Raw genomic sequence first — 17,906 nt, 5'->3', positions numbered from 1 at the left:
TAGGGAGAAAGGGGAAGCCTCGGCGGACGAAATGCGGGCGAATTACTCCGCTTCTCCTTCTAGTAGCCATTCTGATTTGAGGAGGAATACCCCTTGGACGACAACTTGCTGACCTGGCGAGAGACCTTCTCGGATTTCAATCCAATCTTCAGATCGCTCTCCGAGTACGACCGCTGTGGGCTGAAACTGACGGTCCCCAGTTGCGACAAAGACAAAGTCTTGGTTATCGTGCTGAAAGATTGACTCAGGATGTGCGGCCAACACGATCTCGGATTTTCCGATCGGTAGGGCAACGCGAGCGAACATTCCCGGCCGCAATAGGCCACTGCGGTTGTCGATTACGGCGACCACCGGAACGGCATTGGTGTCTGCCATTACTTCGCGACCCACGTATTGAACACGCGCCGTAAAGTGATGGTTGGGAAGAGCGGGAATCGAGACGGCGATCTCTGTCCCGGTTTGCAGCTTAATCGCCTGCCAATCCTTTTCGCGAATATCAGCCGAGATGTACAGCGAGTCAGTATTGGCCAGCACAAACAATCCATCCGCCCGATAGACGCGTTCGTTTTCAGCGAGGAGCTTGGACTCGATGGTGCCTGCCATGGGGGCTCGTATCTCCAAGATTGATAATTCTTCGCTGTTGTGTTTTGTGTATTCGGCTCCGCCTAGCAATGCATGAAGGCGTTGGCGCGCGATTTCGGTTTGACGCCGAGCGTTGGCCAGTTTGGACTCGGCTTCTCGCTCTGCTTGAGCGGAATCGAAAGTCGCCTGGTCGCGGGAAGCTTGAAACTCGGCTAGTGCGACCTGAAATTCTGCATCCCGCTCGCGCAGCGTACGCCCTGATAAGGCGCCGGTTCCGGTCAATGGCCGAATGTTATCCAGCAAATCGGACGCGAGGCGAAATTTGACATACGCCGGTTGCAAAGATTGTCGGTAGACGCCCATCGTGCGATTTTCGAACTCCGCTTCTAACTGGGAAGTCTCCGTTTCCTTTTCCAGCAGCGCTACAAACTTTCGCAGATTGGCAGCGACCGTTTGGGCTTGCTTCGCACTGGCGGCGGCAAGCTCTTCTTCGGAAGCTCGTTGTAAAACTTCGGCACGCGCCTGCCCAATCTCGGGGCTGCTGATTTTGGCGAGAACTTGGCCGACTGTGACTACTTCTCCCGTATTTACCAAAACATTGGACAAAACGCCGTCGATCGGTGTACGTACTTCTACGTGTCGAGATTGGTTGTAGCCAATGCGTGCAGGGACGATGTGGATCGGCTGGATTCGCAGCGAATCCAGCGACGCTGTCACCAATCCCGCCGAGGCGAATTTCCCCTCTGGCAGCGTCACCTGAGTGTCTATCGGTGTTGGCGTTTCCCCCGCGACGTTTGCAAGATGGTCGCTCGTTTCTGAATTCATATGATGGACGGCAAGCCATCCGCCGCCGAGCATGCCAAGCACAAGAACAGAAGGGATCGCTTTGGTAATGGCCGTGACGACCGGGTATCGAGAATTGAAGGTGTTTGGGGCTGGCATGAGAATGTCCGAAATTCGGCGGAATCGAAGGTGGGAGAATGCAGGGGATCACGCGAACTGAGAAAGACGCTGCCTCAGACGGGGCAACGCTAAATTCTTCACTTCAATTGTCGAGGGCGAACTTCTCGGTAGCAATTCAGGATAAGCAGTAAACTTGTCAGGTTTGTCGGGGTTACCCTGACAAGAGACGGTTTTTGCCCCTGCAAAAATCGGTGTGGGCTGGGAGAGTGAGATCTGCGGATTCCCCAAATCAAAAACCAGATCGATGTACAATAGGTAGAACCGAGACAAAATCGCTCCCCCGACTCACGACAAAAAACAAGTCGGTTACGTCTATCAGTTGGATCACCGTCGACCTCAGAATACGTGTGCGGAACTGCCCCATGATTATGTCACGCCTCGAAACGGCTCGTCCGGTGAGACCGCTCTTGATCTGTCTGACGATCTTGTTAGCCGGCTTTTTGTCAGAGATCTTGGTGATGTCCCTCTTACCGGTGCTATTTGCCGAGAGTCACACCTCTTGGAACGCAGCGATCGCCGACGCTGGTTTGCTAACCATTCTTCTCACTCCGGTTTTGTGGTTTACGGCCATTCAGCCGTTACGAGAGATCGCTTCGATGCGTTCGCGACTGTTGGAGCAGTTTGTGTCGCTGCAGGAAGAGGAACGACGTCGGATAGCATTCGACTTGCATGATGAGATTGGTCAATCGTTGACGTCAGTCATGATGGGACTGCGGGCCATGGGAGATCGACCCAATCCCGATAACTATCACCAGCGACTCAGCGATCTGCGTGAGATCGTAAATCAAGCAGTGCACGAAGTTCGTCGAATCGCAAATGGATTGCGGCCTGCGGCGCTCGATCACCTGGGACTGCAAGGAGCTTTGGAAAGACTGGCTGAGGATGTGAGCCAAATCCATGATTTAGAGGTGAATCTCTCGATGCAGCCGAATGACATGACAGAGCTGTCGCCTCCTTTGCAAACCGCGATCTACCGAATTTTGCAAGAAGCTTTGACCAACGTGGTTCGCCATGCTGACGCCAAGCAAGTGCGCGTGCTGGTCAAACGACAGGGGTATGAACTAATCTTAGAAGTGGAAGACAATGGCAAAGGACTACCGGATACTCCACCGCCTCCAGAGGAGCAACATCTGGGGCTGATGGGCATGATGCAGCGCGCCGCCCTGTTAGAAGGTGACTTCACGTTTCAGAATTTACCAGGACGAGGTACTTTGTTACGGGTGAGGTTGCCAATACTAAGATGAGTGAGCGGAAAAAAATTACTCTCGTGATCGCCGACGATCATACCGTCTTCCGCGCAGGTCTGAAATTGTTACTTCAGGCGTATGAGGATATGCAAGTGATCGGTGAAGTGGCGGACACCGATCAAATCCAAGAGGTCGTCACGCGGCTAAGGCCTCAAGTGTTAATCCTGGATCTGAGCATGCCTGGTGGGAGCAGTTTGCCGTACATCGAAAAACTACGCCAGACAGCTCCGGAAACGCGAATTCTGGTCCTCTCGATGCATGACGATCTGGGTCTCGTCCGTGCGGTCTTGGCGAGCGGAGCAAGCGGCTATGTCGTCAAAGCGGCGGCTGATACCGAAGTCGCCGCCGCAATTCGAACTGTCGCGAGCGGCAAGGTCTTTGTCGACCTGGATCTCGATCCGACGCAGGTCGGCTTGCTGCTGGTTGCAGAAAGAAATGACGTCAAAGGCAAAGCCGCCGGACCTCTTGAGGGGCTGAGCCTACGGGAGAGAGAGGTTTTTCTCCGCTTGGCGAAGGGGCATACGAACCAGGCGATCGCCGACGAGCTAGATTTGAGCGTTAAAACGATCGAAACCTATCGGGGGCGCATCGGCGTCAAACTGGGACTTCGCAGCCGGTCCGATTTTGTACGCTTTGCGATTGAGTTAGGGCTGATCGGCCCCGACAGTTTTCAATCGGACTCACGCTAAAGAATATCTCGAACGCCGGTGAATAGAAGTCCCTCGTTTCGTCCAAGAGGCCTATAATAGTTGCCAAAGCTGGCTTCGGAAGTCTGCAATCAATTTCTAGCCTAACCTCAGAGAAATGTATGGATATTCGACTCGATGGGAAACGAGCGCTCGTCACCGGCGGCAGCTCTGGGATTGGCGCAGCGATCGCAGTAGAGTTAGGCGCCGCCGGCGCAAAAGTGGTAGTCAATTATCATTCTCATCCAGAGAATGCAGCCGAGATTGTACAGAAAATCACTGCTGCTGGCGGTCAAGCGATCTCGGTCCAGGCCGATGTTTCCGATCTGGGATCGGTCGAGCAGATGTTTCAGCGAATCGACCAGGCGTATGGGGGAATTGACATCCTGATCAACAACGCCGGCATCGATGGCAAACGGGTCATGAGCTGGGAGATTGACGCCGCCGAATGGCGGAAAGTCATAGAAGTCAACATGCTGGGCTCGTTCTTCTGTGCGCAACAGGCGCTGAAGCGGATGATACCTGCAGGGGCCGGAGTGGTGATCAGCATTAGTTCGGTCCATGAAGAGATCGCCTGGTCGGGTTACAGCGCTTACACGGCAAGCAAATCAGGCGTCGCAATGATGACCAAGACCTTGGCGCAGGAAGCGGCGCCGCATGGGGTACGCGTGCTCGCGATTGCCCCCGGGGCAATCAAGACCCCCATCAACAAGGCGGTTTGGAGCGACCCAGAGAAAAGCAAAGATTTGCTGACCAAGATTCCGCTGAATCGGATCGGTGAAACACGCGAAATTGCCGAGATGACGGTGGTTTTGGCGTCAGACGTCGCATCCTATATAACCGGTCGCACCATATTTATTGACGGTGGGATGACCGATTATCCAAGTTTTGCCGAAGGTGGATAAGCGGTGGAGAGCAGGTTTAGTATTTTGCATCGTTGAGAATGTCACCGACTACAGCTAGTTTCGCACCTCTTCCGCTGGGAATCTCTGAATGAATGATCGTATCGCACCTGGCGCGCCCGGCATCCAACCACGTTGGACCTCCAGCGCTAAAGATGGAATCGGCACCGCGTACCATACCAGTTCGCGAGTCTGGTTTACGCTAAGTCATGGGATCATCAACGAGATTTACTATCCCCATGTCGATTCGCCGAATACGCGTGACCTGCAGTTGTTAATTACCGATGGCGAAACGTTTTTTCATGAAGAAAAAAGAGATCTCACGCATCAGATCGAGCGCCCCGAGCCAAACGCGTTACTCTACCGTTTGATCAACACGGCTCCGGACGAGCGATACCGAATCGTGAAAGAGGTGATCAGCGAGCCGCATTCCAACGTTGTGCTGATGAACGTCAAAGTCGAAATCCTTGATGCGAAGCTCGAAAATAAACTGAAAATCTATGTGCTGCTCGCTCCCCATCTCAGCAACACCGGCGAACATAACTCCGCCGAGTGTTTGAAACTGGCGGGCAAGCACCTGATTCACGCCCACAAAGACTACGCACATCTTGTCCTGGGTTGTTCAACTGACTTTGCACGACGTTCTGTTGGATTTGTCGGTGTCAGTGACGGCTGGCGCGATTTAAGTGACAACTTCCAGATGGATTGGGAGTACAACCGCGCAGAAGATGGCAACATCGCAGTGACAGGGGAAGTCGATCTCTCAAAAGGGCTTGAGTTCACCATCGGCGTGGGGATGGGATACACCTGCCAAAGCGCAGCAACGCAGCTGATGCAGGCGTTTGTCTACCCGTTTTCAGTTCAGCGAAAACGATACATTGAGCAGTGGAAGCGGACGATCTACCAAAATCCGATGCAACTCGAAAATGAGGATACCGCCTGCTTGGTGAGGCTTAGCCAATGTATTTTGATGGCGCACGAAGACAAGATGTTTGCTGGCGCAACGGTCGCTTCCATGAGTATTCCATGGGGCGAAACGAAGGACGATAGCGACTCTGGCGGATATCACTTGGTTTGGGCGCGCGATATGGTGCAAACCACAACGGCGCTGCTTGCCTGTGGAGAAAAAGAATCGCCGCTGCGTGCTCTCACTTGGCTATCTTGCGTGCAAAGCGAAGATGGCGGGATGCCTCAAAACAGCAAGATTGACGGCACCGCCTATTGGAAAGGGGTGCAACTGGACGAAATCGCAGCGCCAGTGATTCTGGCTTGGAGATTGCACCAGGTGGGCGCCTTAGAAACATTTGATCCGGCCATCATGGTTCTTCGCGCTGTGCGTTATTTGATCTTGCATGGGCCGGTCACTGCTCAAGAACGATGGGAAGAAAACCAGGGGTATTCTCCTTCCACATTGTCTGCCGTTATCGCTGCGATCATTTGTGCCGCTGACTTCGCCGAGCTTCGCGCGGATTCAGAGACAGCGGAGTTCTTACGCGATTATGGAGATTGGATCGCCGCGTCATTAGAAACTTGGACCGTTACCGATTGCGGTGAATTGGTGTCTGGCAAACCGCGACATTATGTGCGAATTACGCCTGCCAGTCCGCAACCTGGCTGCATCTCACCTGATCCGAATACCGCGACGATTATGGTGGCCAACGGCGGCGGAGAGCATCCCGCGCGAAATGTTGTTGACGGCGGCTTTTTGCAACTGGTGCGGATGGGCATTCGCGCGGCGGACGATCCAATCATCGTCGATAGTGTCGCAGTAATTGACGCAGTTCTAAAACGAGATCTGCCGCAAGGCCCTTGTTGGCGACGCTACAACCATGATGGATACGGACAACATCTGGACGGACGCGCCTTCGATGGCACAGGCGAAGGTCGCTGCTGGCCGCTATTGACCGGAGAACGGGGTCACTACGAACTAGCGGCCGGACGAGATCCTTCGCCCTATATCAATGCGATTGAAGGTTTCGCGAACGCCGGCGGCATGTTGACTGAACAGGTCTGGGACACTGCCGATCTACCTGAAAAGGAGATGTTTTTTGGCGAGCCCTCAGGATCGGCGATGCCGTTGTGTTGGGCGCATGCTGAATATATTTCCTTGGTTCGCAGTCGTACTGAAGGCAAAGTTTTTGATCGGATTGAAACGGTTTATCAGCGCTATGCCGTCGACAAGACGCAAAATCGCCTCCAGATTTGGACGCTCGCACATCAGTTAGCGGAGATCCCACCAGGTTTGCCGCTGCGAGTGATCCTTGATAAGAATGCGGTCCTACACTGGAGCACTGATCAGTGGAAATCTCGTCAAGATCTAGCGACGCACGAAAATTCGTTGGCGCTTCACTCGGTTGACTTACCGATCCAAAGTCTGACCCCCGGCGATGTCCTGGTTTTCACCATCCACTGGATTGCAGAGGATCGCTGGGAAGAACATGATTTTACGGTGAAAGTACGGTAAAACGGTTCACTCCGCCAGCGATCCTTGATGTTAACGGCTGAACGTTACTCTTCAATCTTCAGCCCTAGTCCAAGCAGCGCGTGCTTTGTTTCTTTGCACGATTTATGGGCGATCCCTTGAATGCCAAGACTGCGCGCGATGTCGACAAACATCGTGCGGTCATCGATATAAGCGATCTGATTCGGTTTTGCCTGAGCGACATCCATCGCCAAGCGATAGATTTCGACGTCCGGTTTGCGCAAATGGACAAAGCAGGAGGACATAAAACAGTCGAACAACTCACCTAGCTTAAATTCCTTGATTCGATGTTCGGTCAACTCGCGTCCCTCATTGCTGAGCGCGATCACATGCAAGTGATTCAGCTTTTTGACCTGAAGCATGAACTCCAGCATCTCGGGAAGCAGCTGAGACTGGGCAAATACGAAGTCTTGAAAATCCTTGCGTGAAAAGGAACGTTCTTCAAAGAAGATCACGCGATCCAGATAGTCGTCTAAACTTAGTCTGCCGACTTCATACTTATCAAAGGTAAATTGATGACGCTCGTCAATTTGAGCGTAGTCCAGATTGAACTCTTTGGCGGCCAACATCCGCGATTTGCGATCCCACCCATTGGTCAACAGCACACCGCCGATGTCCACAAATAAGGTGGTGATTTGCTGCGCGGCGTCGCTGGTACGCCGGATTACACGCGGCTTTTCTTGGTCGCCGACGCGCACCGAAGAGGTCCCAATCGATTGATCCCACAACCGGAAACCACCCAAGAAAGCGTTACTGTTGGCGCCGGGCGTGGTATTGTCAGGCAGATCATCGACCAATCGTGCATTTCCACCGCCGAGAATCACATATTCGGCTTCAAGTGCTGCCGAGAGTCGCTGGACGACATCCAGGACCATTGTGCGCCACTTTTTCTTCCCATGCCTCTCAAGTCCGCGTACGCCGAGATAATCCTCAAACGTTTTGCCGTTTTTATAAGGTAGGTGCGCAAGCTCCATCGGCTGCAGAATCCCGTCAACGATCATCGCCGAGCCCAATCCCGTTCCTAATCCCAAGAAGAGCATGCGGCCGCCGTGGTAATCCCCCATCGCTTGCATCGCGGCGTCGTTGGTCAACTTGGTCGGCTTACCCAGCGCCTTCTCAAAATCAAAACCGACCCAGCCGTCACCCAAGTTGTGGGGCTCTTGCTGAATTTTTCCTCGTACCACCGGCGTCGGAACTCCGATGGAAATGACGTCAAATTCTAAGTCGGCCGTGATCTTCTTGACGCCAGCGACCATCTGCTCTGGAGTCAAATCTGGCCCCGAGTCGAACGATCGCTTCTGATCGATTACCGACGTGAGTATTTTGACATGGGTTCCGCCGACGTCGATGGTCAAGATTATCATGAAGTCCCTTCACTGCGTATCGCGAAAAAGCTCTCCGATTCTAACGAAATATGGGCAGGGATGACCATCGGTAATCCTGTCCCGTTCGATAGGTTCAATAAAGCAACGCTCAAGGGCAACGGATTACGCGGTATACAGATACCCGCCGGCTAAACCGAATATCAGAGCAATTAGATGTGCTGCATCTGCCGATAAACCGCTCGGCGTTCCCCCCACCGTGATCAAGCTGACGACTAGGCGAACCAACAAAAATAGAGCCACAAGTGAGATTAGTGACGGTGGCCAACGGTCAATCCATAGTAAGGCGCCCAAGCACCCGTAGTAGCCAGCCGATGGCCCAACATCATGCGTTATTTGCAGAAGATCCCCCAGCGGATGCTGAAAATAACGGAGTGCCGGGACGACGAGCAGCGATTCGCAACAAAGCGTTAGGGCGTGGACTGCAAAAAATAGGAGTCCAGACCGCACGCTGCCGACTCTCCACTCTAAACTGCCCAAAAATAACCCGGCCGCAATCAGCGATACGTAAAATCGCCAGCCTCCGACGGTAATCAATAAAGATGTAGCAACTCGCCACCACTGGAGAGCTAGCAAATGCCGCGGCGCGTAACCCCAGTTGTGTAGATCGCGCGGTGCGATCTCCGCGTGATGCGTACTGGTCCATACCGCCGTGGCGATCAGTACTGTTACCAAAGACAAAGTAAAGGGAAGCTTGACGACTGCCAGCATCCAATTTGCGTAGAGAGAGACAGCGATCATTTTCAAGGGGACCATCGCAACGGATCTTGTTGATAGTAAGTGCGCATGGCCTCAAACAAGTCATGGTCGGCAGTAGCTAGGTTTTTCGGGGTTTGGAAAAACGCTTCCGATAAGACGGCAAAGAACTCGGCCTCGTTGGTTGCCCCGTAACAATCGACCAACGATCGATGCCCCGCTTGGCAATCGTGGACTTGTTGTTTGTAAGCACGTTGGAAGTGGTGGAGCCAATTTTGAGCTTGTTCGTCTGAATCCATGGGAGGAATCCCATCGGCGGATCGGCCGTTCAGCATATCCAGTTGATGCGCAAATTCATGGATTACGAGATTCCGAGCATGATTGGGACTTTGCGCTCCTTGCGTTACATCAGGCAATGACAAAACCACAGGCCCCCGATACCAGGCTTCGCCAAGTCGATCGGACTGAGATTCGATCACCAAACCGCCAGGCGAAGCTACTTGAGAAGTTGCTCGATAGGCGGAGGGATAGATCAAAATCGACATTACGTTGTCGAAGTATTCTTCCCCAAGCCCCAGTGTCATCAGTGCTACCTGCGCTGCGACGGCGACCTTGATCTGGTCGTCGAGTTGCAGATCGTTGCAACCTTCCCAATTCTTCTCGGCAACTAGGATTGCGACCGAATGCTGGAGCTTCTCTACTTCTGTCGGCGTCAGGGCCGGATATTGCCACAAGTGGGCTTGGATAAAGGATCGCCACTGGGGCGGAAAGGGTTGGGTCTTGATCCGGTCACGCGACCGCCGTTTGAGCCAAGAAAAAAACATCCGCCGGGCCGTGTTCGAGATACGAGAAGGTAAATAGGACCCGCTTTATGATCACCGCGTGGTCTCGATTCGTAAAGCCGGCGCAATACAAGCTCTTCCTCATCCATGTTCTGCCGAATTGCCGACTGGGCGAGTCCTTGGTCGCATCTTTTGCGAGGGGCGATCGAAAGAAATGCAACCTTGACACTCTGCATTAAGTAGTTCAAACTGGCGGCATATGAGTTTCCAGCCAGGGGGGTGGCGGTGGTGCGAAGCGTCCGTTTATTTCTGATGATTTTGCTGATTTGCGGCGGCGGCAGCACTGCATTTGCTGATTTCTTTTCCCCGATCATTCGCACGCTTCCGCCAAATCTGAAAAACTCGCAGCCAAAATCAACCCCGCTTGCCGTTCCAGACGACTCAGTGGCATCAACTGGGATGCGCAACTGGCGAAATGCGAGCGGCGAGTTCTCAATATTAGCCTCGTTGGAAGCAATTCAAGGAGACGTTGTTCGCTTGAAAAAAGAGAACGGCCAGATGATCGACATCGCCGCACAGATGCTTCATCTTGAGGATCAATCCTTTCTCCGCAATTCTCGATCGATCGCAAACGTTGATAAGATTCGACTCGGAGTCCTAGACTTGGCTCAGATCAACATAATTGCGGCAGGCTGTAAGCGGGCCAGTGACGCGCTCGCACTCTACGAGGAGTTTTCACAAAAGCCCAATTTAAGTGATGAGGACAAGGAAGCTCTTGCACCTCAAATAGCAGAACTAAGCATCGCTGCGGAGCTAGATCAAGTTCGGCTGAAGGGTGGTTGGGCATCAGTCGCTGAATACGAGCAGGCTCAGCAACGCCAGCTGCAAATGCTCGCTGATGCAAAACGAGCTTTCGATGCTCGCCGCCCCGAGAACTATCAAGCCGCAATCGAAAGCGCGGCGCGAGAATTGCCCGAGAATATCCTGCCAGAGTTTATGCTGGGCGTCTATCATGTGGTGGTTTCGCGAACTCCTAAATATGCGATCGCCCAATTTCACAAATGCGAGCGAAACTTGCTAATTCGTGAGCAAAGTTTAGAACCGCACGAGCAAGCGAACCTTGTCGCCGTCTATCACAACTTGGCGGTCGCTCATTTGCGCAGCGGAAATGTCGCAACCGCGATTTCCTGCATGAATCGAGAGCGTGAACTGGGCGTTGTGCCTGTCGAGACGGCGCAAAATATTCGTCGCATGCTTTGGCTGGCGGATCTCGCCGAGCAATCCGGCGTCACGCGAGCTGCGAGCAAGATTTCGGCTCGCCAACGAAGTCAATTGTTGGAGATTATCGCTTTGGGTTCCTCCAGCAATCTGAACTTCCAACGCAGTTGGAAACTGCTTGGCTACGTCGAAGACGCCTCCGCAAGCAATTGGAGAGATCCGGAAAGTTGGGACATCATGACCAACTCACTTCTCTCGCTCGAGGATGATTGGTGTCTGGCTTGTTATGGATCGGAAGGAGTTCCTTGCCCAGTGACGGGCTGTTCTGGCGGTACGGTCCGCAGCGTAAAAACAACCGTTACGCAACGGAATAGCGGCCCGCTTGTTATCAATACGCCGATTCGCGTCCGTTGCAATAACTGTCGAGGAAGTGGAGTGGTCGATTGTCCGATCTGCAGAGACGGTAAATTTCAGCCGTAATCGGAAACAATCATTCGGGCAGCTTTTGCTGGTGGGATGCAACCCGTTTGGCGGCGACCGCTTTTTTTAACCCGCTTAATTGCGGCAGGACTTGCTGATAAAGCTCAATCGCATGATGCTCAATGGCTAAACGCTCCCATTCGTCTGGCCGAGATTCTGATGCATGCCACCACAGTTCGGCGGTTGCCTCCGTCGCTTGCCAATCGGCGGGTTGAAGATTGGATTCCTGCTGGGCAGCAACTTTGAGCTGCGGATCTGTCGCTGCCGCGAGGTGAGTGATGCCGATTTCCCATTCGTTACGGTAGAAGCAGTGCCATTCGCCGAGCGTTTGATTGGCGCTAGTCGACTCGCGATTGTCGGCCAGGTTTTGCCGTGCCTGCGCAGCAGCAGCGCTCATTTCGGAGTACTTTGCTAGTCGTCGCAAATTGATTTGCGCGATCATGCGAGTTTCCGGATCTACAGCCTTGGTGGAGATGATTTTGGCGGCGGAGACTAGCTGTTCATGCTGCGAAAAATCATCGGCTGCAAGGTTCTGCTCCATCAGGTCGTAGGCGTATTGCAACCCAATGTCGGTACATTCTGTATTGTTCGCTGCTGAGATCTGACGAATGACGTTAAGCTTGAACTTGGCTTCGTCGACTTTATAACGACCGAGCAACTCAGCGGAGGCTGCCTCTAATAGTGTCGGATCGCCGGCGTCAATCGTTAGCGGTAGAGCATGTTGAAACAATACAAACGCCGCAGCAGGATCGTCGAGAGTTTGGCGGGCCAGTTGAATCCATTGAAACGCCAATTGTTTGCGTAGTTGAGGATCGTTCTCGGCCGCTTGAAGCTGGTCCCCGAATAATTCGGTAAACAATGATTCGGCTTGTGCGAGTTCAGTACCGGTCGGGACCGCCGCACGCGTTGGTGAAGACGAGACCGGTACATTGGGCGCGATCGGCCGTGTGATCTCTGGCATTTCGACCGCCGGCTCGTTCGGTCTGATCGGTGACTTTGGCGTAGACGGCTCTGGGATAGGTAGTGGTGCGACAGCCGGCGGCGCGGCAGACTTCGATGTCGCGGCAGGGCGACGAGTCGGATCGACCTTGGGCTGGGGCCAGACGGCATTATTGGAGGTTGCCGCCGGCTTGGGAGCTGGCTTTGTTTTTGCGGCAGTCAGGTTGTCCCGATAAGATCGGGCATACGGCGCTACCATCAATGCCAACGTGATCCCGCATATTGGTCCCGAAATAAAGAACAATGCGCGCAACCATGTCGGAATGCGGCGGCGTGCAGGACGGATGGGCGTTTTCGGGCTTTGCTTGGCAAGCGGCGCTCGCTGCTGGGGTAACGCGAACTCACCAGATTCACTTAGTAGTTGGCTAACTTCTTCAAATTCCGAAGCGACCAGGTGCGTTCGCCGCTCGATCAAACGGCGATTATAACTTGCTTGACGCTGCGGATGAGTCAGCACCGCATAGGCTTTGTTGACCGCATTGATCGCTTGATGACAGGCTTCACTGTCGCCGCCTGCGACATAGTTTTGTAGCTGCCCGATCCGGTAGCGAAGGCCGGCTTCGAGTCTCTGCGGGTCGCGCTCAAAGAGACGCACGCCCAGCAACGAGTAAAGATTGATCGGCGTTTCGTGCCGTGTAAAGCCAAACCAACCGCGCATCAAGCGAATCGAGTGGGGTGATACTTGCATGCTCATTACTGAACCACCGCTTGGCTAATAAGCCATTGATCATAGGCGGTCCGTCTGGCTGGATCGTAAAGCGTCTCGTAAGCGGACTTCAAGATCATCTGGGCTTGTGTCAAGATCTCACCGGTTGCTCCTACCGCCGCAATTTGCTGTAAGCGATCAGCATATCCCTGGGTAATCACAGCTGGATTAGTTTCGAACGGCCGAATGCCGAGCCAGCGATAAAAATCGGCCGGCAGTTCCAAGGGGGTGATCGCCAACCAGGAGGCGATTTGGACGTCATACATTTCCATCGGTACCACTGCTACTTTCGTTTCATTTGTGCAGCTTCGTTAATCCGACTCTCCACCCACAGACGATCCGTACTAGAAAGGTTGGGAAGCGCTTGTTGATACCAGTCGGCGGCATGTCGCATAATGGCGCCGCGATAATCCTCCGAAATGTGTTCGCGTTGACTCCACCACGCGTCGCCGATCGCAAGTTTTTTCTCAGCCGCGTCGCCGCCGAGCTCTATTTTGGCCGCATGCTGCAATTGGCTGTCACTCGATTTGAGAAGAGCAGGAAGCCCGCTTGCCCAGTCCTCTCGGAAGAAGCAATGGATGTAGCCGAAGGCGTAATTCGCCTCGGTGCTGTCTGGTTTTTGCATGAGTCGCGCTTCAGCGGCGGCTAACTGCATAGGGCTGCGGAGTTTCGCCTCGATTTGTTGGATCAATGCACGAGCTTCGTCGGGATAGCGGGCTAACTTCGGTTGGTTGTGGAAATTGTACAGAATCAATTCCAGGTATCGCAGCGCCAGTTCTGGCTCGGTCGCGATTCGCTGACGAGCGTTAGCCAGACAATAGCGAAAAGAATAGAGTAGATCCTCTGTATGTGATTTTGAGTAAGTATTTAAAGTGGGGAAGTCCTTGATCAAAACGCGGAGTTCTTCGTCATGGGGGTCGATATCAAAGCGGCTAGCCCGTACGTAAGCGGCCAAAAGGATATGCGGAAGATTCCGACGGTATGCCGCTTCTTGGGCTGCAACAGAAATCAGACCGTACACGCCGACATTATCGTCCTTCGTATCCAAAGCGAGAGAGATAGCCTGGTGATAGAATTGATCATGAGTGTCGTGCGTCTTTGTGCTGGTTTTACTCTCTAGATAGTTCAGGAAAATTTTCCTGGCCGAATCGTAACCGGCTCCTATTGTACCTTTCACGGGTACGGGCATCCGATCTTGCGGATCGATCGCTTGCGCCTTTTGGACGAGCGGGCGCATGTCTCGAAACTGCATCAGATAGTCAACGATGTCATATTTTTCGTTAGACGGGTTGAAGTCCTTGCCATTGGCCGGCTCCCATGTCGTTAGGCCCGGGACCATGCGTTGTTGGGGGCGTGTCCTCGCCGGCATCGCTCTCTTCGGCGCTGGAGCCGCCGCAACTGGCGATGTCGGGGGAAGCGATTTGGGGATCGCGACTACCGTTTTGCCGAGGATCTCCTCAAACATTTTTTGTTTGAAGCTGACGATCTCCTCAACGGGCCAGTCTTCGTTCCGTATCGTGTCGTGACCGCAGACCTTCGCCTGGCGGATCGTTACGTTACCCCGTGCGATAAAATGGACAACGCCTTCCGTGTCGGGCATCCGTAGCATCGCCGGCGTCACATCCGAGCCCGCTGCATCAGGAAAAAAGAGGACGTAGCGTGCCTCTCCGCGCTGCGCCACGCCGAACACGAAGTCGACTTTCAAGGTATCTATCGGGAAGGTTTTATGAGCGACGGTAAAATCTTTGAGGGAGTCTGGCGCGTGCTGCGGATCGCGCAGATAACCGATGGTGTAATCTTTGTCATTGCGCCAGAACCCGACTCCATTAACGGCTAGCCCGATGTCCCCTTGTGCGTCGTGGCAGAGAGCCAGTAGCTCTAGGTCTTTGCTGGGTTGCTTGAATTGTACGGACGCTCCGTCGTCGCCAACTGGCTGATATCCGTCGTCGATCTTTCGCCAACTCCCTTGGGTGACGTACTGACTATTATTGAATAAGTGAAACAAGCTCACAAAGCTGTTCGGCTGAAGTTCAACGAATCCGATTGCGTCGTTCTTCTTGGGGCGCGACGCAGGTTTTGTGGAAGCAGGTTCTGTGGAAGCGGTAGGCATCGCCCCAGACGCTTCGTCAGTTACGAGATTGGAAGGTGTCGTCGACGCCGACATAGCAGGCACTTGCGCAGGTGGAGTCACAGACGGCGTCGCGACTGGAGTAGGGCTGACTTCAGTCGCAGGACGCGACTGCTTGGGAGTTTTCACCTCAGGCGGATCGGCCGTGGCTACATCTGCTTGAGGTCTCCCGATACCGACCACGTCAGGACGCAACGCGACGATCGTCAGCAACATCGTGACGACAAACAGCACCGCCATCACTCCCAAACGTGCGAGCGTAGGAAATTTAGCTCGCTTCGGTTGGGTCTTCTTTTTGGGGGACGCTTTGTCACGGCGCTGGGAGGCAGCTGTTGTAGCTGGGGCCGTCGGTCGCGTCGCCATCGGCAGAGAGGAGAGTTGACCCGCTGCAGCCGGAACCGAGTACGGTGACGCCGAGATTGCATGCGCAAGCCCCGCATCATAGGCGGATTTCGCCGCCCCGTTTAACAGGAGATCACGAGCTTGCGATAGCTTATTAAGGAGATCCACGCACTGCACGGCGTAGGGACCGGCGATAAAAGGATGCACCCGCGCGACTTGGCGCTGGTACGCGGCCTCAATCGTGGCTGGATCGCCCACAAACGGGGGTAAATCGAGCAAGCGATAATGATGGGGCGGACACTCAGATGGAGAGATCCTTAGCAACTCCCAGTAAATTCGAAAGTCGGAAGTCATAAGGTCCACCGGGACGCGTCAGAATTACACAATAATATCGACTTCTGCAGTTATTAATTATCGCCAAAAGTTCATAGAGAACAAGTCCAGCGGGGGGGCAGCGAGACTAGTGGCAACGGCGAGATTTGAGAATTGTGCGGGCGCACCTCTACTGCGCTCCGTGCATTCTGCGCGTCAGGAGCGTTGTCATAGGGAAGAGAAATACCGCACATATCGGCGCGAAGCGGCTTCGAAACCGATTCCAGAATGCTCCAGGCGTCTCAAAATAGCTTCTAAGATCAACAGAATCCCCGCCCCGATCAAGCGATCGGCCAAAACAATCCGCCTACCATCTAGGTTTGGCGCATCCCAAAACAACGTGAGTAGCCTATCCATCGAACGTCTCTTCGTCTGAAGAGAAAATATGCCTGGAAAGATGAAAAACAAAAACGCACTCATCCCTCAATAAATAAAACATCCCCATGATTCCGTCAGGAATCACTCACTACAAATAGTGCGAGCAGTTTTAAGTTGAGTTTCAGCACGCCAGATTGAAGCATGATCGATCATAAGCGGTAGGGGCGAATGTCAATTCGTACGATCCGACTGTAAAAGCCCTGAATTTCTGCGTGGTGGAGATGGTTTCGGTTCTCCTGCTGGGCGTTCTACCGGTCGCACACATGACGCTTTCCGCTCAGACAGCAGGAGTCCAATGTTGCTCGAGAGTATGACGTGGTAGCGCTGACGGTCCCACTTGATGCATTGGTTGGCTCCTGCATGCCCAGCAACGTCGAAACCTTATTGCCGCCATCCAAGGACAAGCTGATCTCTGACGGGATATTGAACAAATACAAAATCTTGCTGGGCGGCGGAAGCAAGTGAAGTCTCAACGAATGTTACAAGCAAGCGAAGGAGCAGTTCGGCATCATTACGCAACTGCAGATTGGTTCTCAGCCAGCGTTTGCAAAAAATCAACCATAGAAACGAAGACCAATGCGTTGCGATCGTCGAAAGAAGTCATGCAATTCACCACGGACAGAATTCTCAGCATGATTGAACGGTCGTGCCGACATCGCCTAAACGAAAAGTGGGCCGCCGCGGATATTTCGTAAATTGCCCGAAAAACTCGCCCGCATGTGGCTCTCGTCTTTACTACGCGGCATTTCGTTCCGCGTGAGCAAGTGGAAATTGTGCAAACGATTGGTTCGGTGAATTTTTAACATGACTCCAGGCAAAAGTCTCAGATGCGTCGAATAGAGATCGACGATTTTTGAGGAATCGTAGAAAGCACCGGCGACGCCAAGCTGCAGGAAATCTGTAAGAAGTTAAGGATCTGTCCGTATCACCCAAAATGGACATTGCCCAGCGTATTAGCCAACAATCCGTGAGGGGATACTGAAATATTCATCAGCTCCATCGTCGAAATTCGCTCGTCCCTTTGAGGCGTTCAAGAGCCCTGCTTTCAAGAAAGGGATCGTCTCAACATTTCAGCTCACCCAGATCCGATAAAGCAAGAAAGTTGAAGCAGCAAACCGCAAGGCGGAATCCGCTAAGATCGAGCGTGGCTTGAAGATGATGTTCCTCCTGGTTGAAATTCAAGCTGAAAAATTCGCAGCAAGCTCGTGCTTGACCAAACCGGGCGAAATGAGACTCCGACGGACAACTCCCATGATTGTGACGATTCGCCCCAATTAGCATTTGGCAAAGGCGCCAAGGTGTTCAGCGGTCTCATGCTTCCCGAAAAGATGCTCTTAAAAAGTGGTAGCGGCGCTGACCCGCGGTGGACTCTGCGATACTGTAGTAATGAGTTCCGCACGGCTGTTGTTTGATATTGCGACTTTGTTTTGTCTGGGCTTCGCGCGGTTGGAGACTGCCAGCGGCAGTAAAAGTGTCTGCCAAACGGGCAGAAGTCGCAGTCGCGAATCCCCGATTGAGGGAGTTTTGCGGAATAAAATGACTTGTCGCACTCGGCAGGCGA

General features: G+C 53.3%; 12 protein-coding genes. 5 read left to right on the top strand and 7 right to left on the bottom strand.

Features of this window, described 5'->3' with window-relative positions; genetic code table 11:
- Positions 1–42: 42 nt before the first annotated feature.
- Positions 43–1,524 (bottom strand): efflux RND transporter periplasmic adaptor subunit, encoded by a 1,482-nt coding sequence (locus SH421x_RS14330; protein WP_488849892.1) that lies wholly within the window; start codon positions 1,522–1,524, stop codon positions 43–45.
- Positions 1,525–1,907: 383 nt separating this feature from the next.
- Here SH421x_RS14330 and SH421x_RS14325 point away from each other — a divergent pair, with 383 nt between their 5' ends.
- The 4 genes from SH421x_RS14325 to SH421x_RS14310 all read left to right on the top strand — a co-directional run bounded on the left by SH421x_RS14325 (position 1,908) and on the right by SH421x_RS14310 (position 6,844).
- Positions 1,908–2,789: a sensor histidine kinase gene (locus tag SH421x_RS14325; RefSeq protein WP_488849890.1), complete on the top strand. Its 882-nt coding sequence runs from the start codon at positions 1,908–1,910 to the stop codon at positions 2,787–2,789.
- Positions 2,790–2,812: 23 nt separating this feature from the next.
- Positions 2,813–3,481 carry a response regulator gene (locus tag SH421x_RS14320; RefSeq protein WP_488849888.1) on the top strand — a complete coding sequence of 223 codons (669 nt, stop codon included), beginning with the start codon at positions 2,813–2,815 and terminating at the stop codon, positions 3,479–3,481.
- 119 nt (positions 3,482–3,600) lie between these two features.
- The gene (locus SH421x_RS14315; RefSeq protein ID WP_488849885.1) at positions 3,601–4,383 is read left to right on the top strand and encodes a glucose 1-dehydrogenase; all 783 of its coding nucleotides are present in this window, start codon (positions 3,601–3,603) and stop codon (positions 4,381–4,383) included.
- Positions 4,384–4,471: 88 nt separating this feature from the next.
- Positions 4,472–6,844: a glycoside hydrolase family 15 protein gene (locus SH421x_RS14310; RefSeq protein WP_488849883.1), complete on the top strand. Its 2,373-nt coding sequence runs from the start codon at positions 4,472–4,474 to the stop codon at positions 6,842–6,844.
- A 44-nt stretch (positions 6,845–6,888) separates the two neighbouring features.
- Here the strand turns inward: SH421x_RS14310 and SH421x_RS14305 are convergent, their stop codons facing one another.
- The 3 genes from SH421x_RS14305 to SH421x_RS14295 form a co-directional block, all read right to left on the bottom strand.
- Entirely contained in the window at positions 6,889–8,226 is a 1,338-nt protein-coding gene (locus SH421x_RS14305; RefSeq protein WP_488849881.1) for an ROK family protein, read from the bottom strand.
- A gap of 123 nt (positions 8,227–8,349) precedes the next feature.
- Entirely contained in the window at positions 8,350–9,000 is a 651-nt protein-coding gene (locus SH421x_RS14300) for a rhomboid family intramembrane serine protease (protein ID WP_488849879.1), read from the bottom strand.
- Complete coding sequence (locus SH421x_RS14295; RefSeq protein WP_488849877.1) at positions 8,988–9,764, bottom strand: M90 family metallopeptidase; 777 nt, start codon at positions 9,762–9,764, stop codon at positions 8,988–8,990. The genes SH421x_RS14300 and SH421x_RS14295 overlap by 13 nt, the downstream gene beginning before the upstream one ends.
- 417 nt (positions 9,765–10,181) lie before the next feature.
- On the opposite strand from SH421x_RS14295, the gene SH421x_RS14290 reads away from it, so the two are divergent.
- Positions 10,182–11,420 carry an SHD1 domain-containing protein gene (locus SH421x_RS14290; protein ID WP_488849875.1) on the top strand — a complete coding sequence of 413 codons (1,239 nt, stop codon included), beginning with the start codon at positions 10,182–10,184 and terminating at the stop codon, positions 11,418–11,420.
- Between the two features lie 10 nt (positions 11,421–11,430).
- On the opposite strand, the gene SH421x_RS14285 is transcribed toward SH421x_RS14290, so the two are convergent.
- From SH421x_RS14285 to SH421x_RS14275, 3 genes are read right to left on the bottom strand one after another with little or no spacing between them, the layout of a single operon-like run.
- Positions 11,431–13,113 carry a hypothetical protein gene (locus tag SH421x_RS14285; RefSeq protein ID WP_488849873.1) on the bottom strand — a complete coding sequence of 561 codons (1,683 nt, stop codon included), beginning with the start codon at positions 13,111–13,113 and terminating at the stop codon, positions 11,431–11,433.
- Positions 13,113–13,406 (bottom strand): hypothetical protein, encoded by a 294-nt coding sequence (locus SH421x_RS14280; protein WP_488849871.1) that lies wholly within the window; start codon positions 13,404–13,406, stop codon positions 13,113–13,115. The genes SH421x_RS14285 and SH421x_RS14280 overlap by 1 nt, the downstream gene beginning before the upstream one ends.
- 2 nt (positions 13,407–13,408) lie before the next feature.
- A complete protein-coding gene (locus tag SH421x_RS14275; RefSeq protein WP_488849869.1) occupies positions 13,409–15,949 on the bottom strand; it encodes a hypothetical protein in 2,541 nt (846 codons plus the stop codon).
- Between the last annotated feature and the right edge of the window lie 1,957 nt (positions 15,950–17,906).

The organism is Blastopirellula sp. SH421, assembly GCF_057808535.1.
The sequence above is the reverse complement of the archived record's forward strand: the minus strand, read 5'-3'. Positions and strand labels throughout refer to the sequence as shown.

Coding starts and splice junctions, on each gene's coding strand:
- SH421x_RS14330 (WP_488849892.1), bottom strand. CDS start 1,524: ATGCCAGCCCCAAACACCTTCAATTCTCGATACCCGGTCGTCACGGCC.
- SH421x_RS14325 (WP_488849890.1), top strand. CDS start 1,908: ATGATTATGTCACGCCTCGAAACGGCTCGTCCGGTGAGACCGCTCTTG.
- SH421x_RS14315 (WP_488849885.1), top strand. CDS start 3,601: ATGGATATTCGACTCGATGGGAAACGAGCGCTCGTCACCGGCGGCAGC.
- SH421x_RS14310 (WP_488849883.1), top strand. CDS start 4,472: ATGAATGATCGTATCGCACCTGGCGCGCCCGGCATCCAACCACGTTGG.
- SH421x_RS14305 (WP_488849881.1), bottom strand. CDS start 8,226: ATGATAATCTTGACCATCGACGTCGGCGGAACCCATGTCAAAATACTC.
- SH421x_RS14300 (WP_488849879.1), bottom strand. CDS start 9,000: ATGGTCCCCTTGAAAATGATCGCTGTCTCTCTCTACGCAAATTGGATG.
- SH421x_RS14295 (WP_488849877.1), bottom strand. CDS start 9,764: ATGTTTTTTTCTTGGCTCAAACGGCGGTCGCGTGACCGGATCAAGACC.
- SH421x_RS14290 (WP_488849875.1), top strand. CDS start 10,182: ATGCGCAACTGGCGAAATGCGAGCGGCGAGTTCTCAATATTAGCCTCG.
- SH421x_RS14285 (WP_488849873.1), bottom strand. CDS start 13,113: ATGAGCATGCAAGTATCACCCCACTCGATTCGCTTGATGCGCGGTTGG.
- SH421x_RS14275 (WP_488849869.1), bottom strand. CDS start 15,949: ATGACTTCCGACTTTCGAATTTACTGGGAGTTGCTAAGGATCTCTCCA.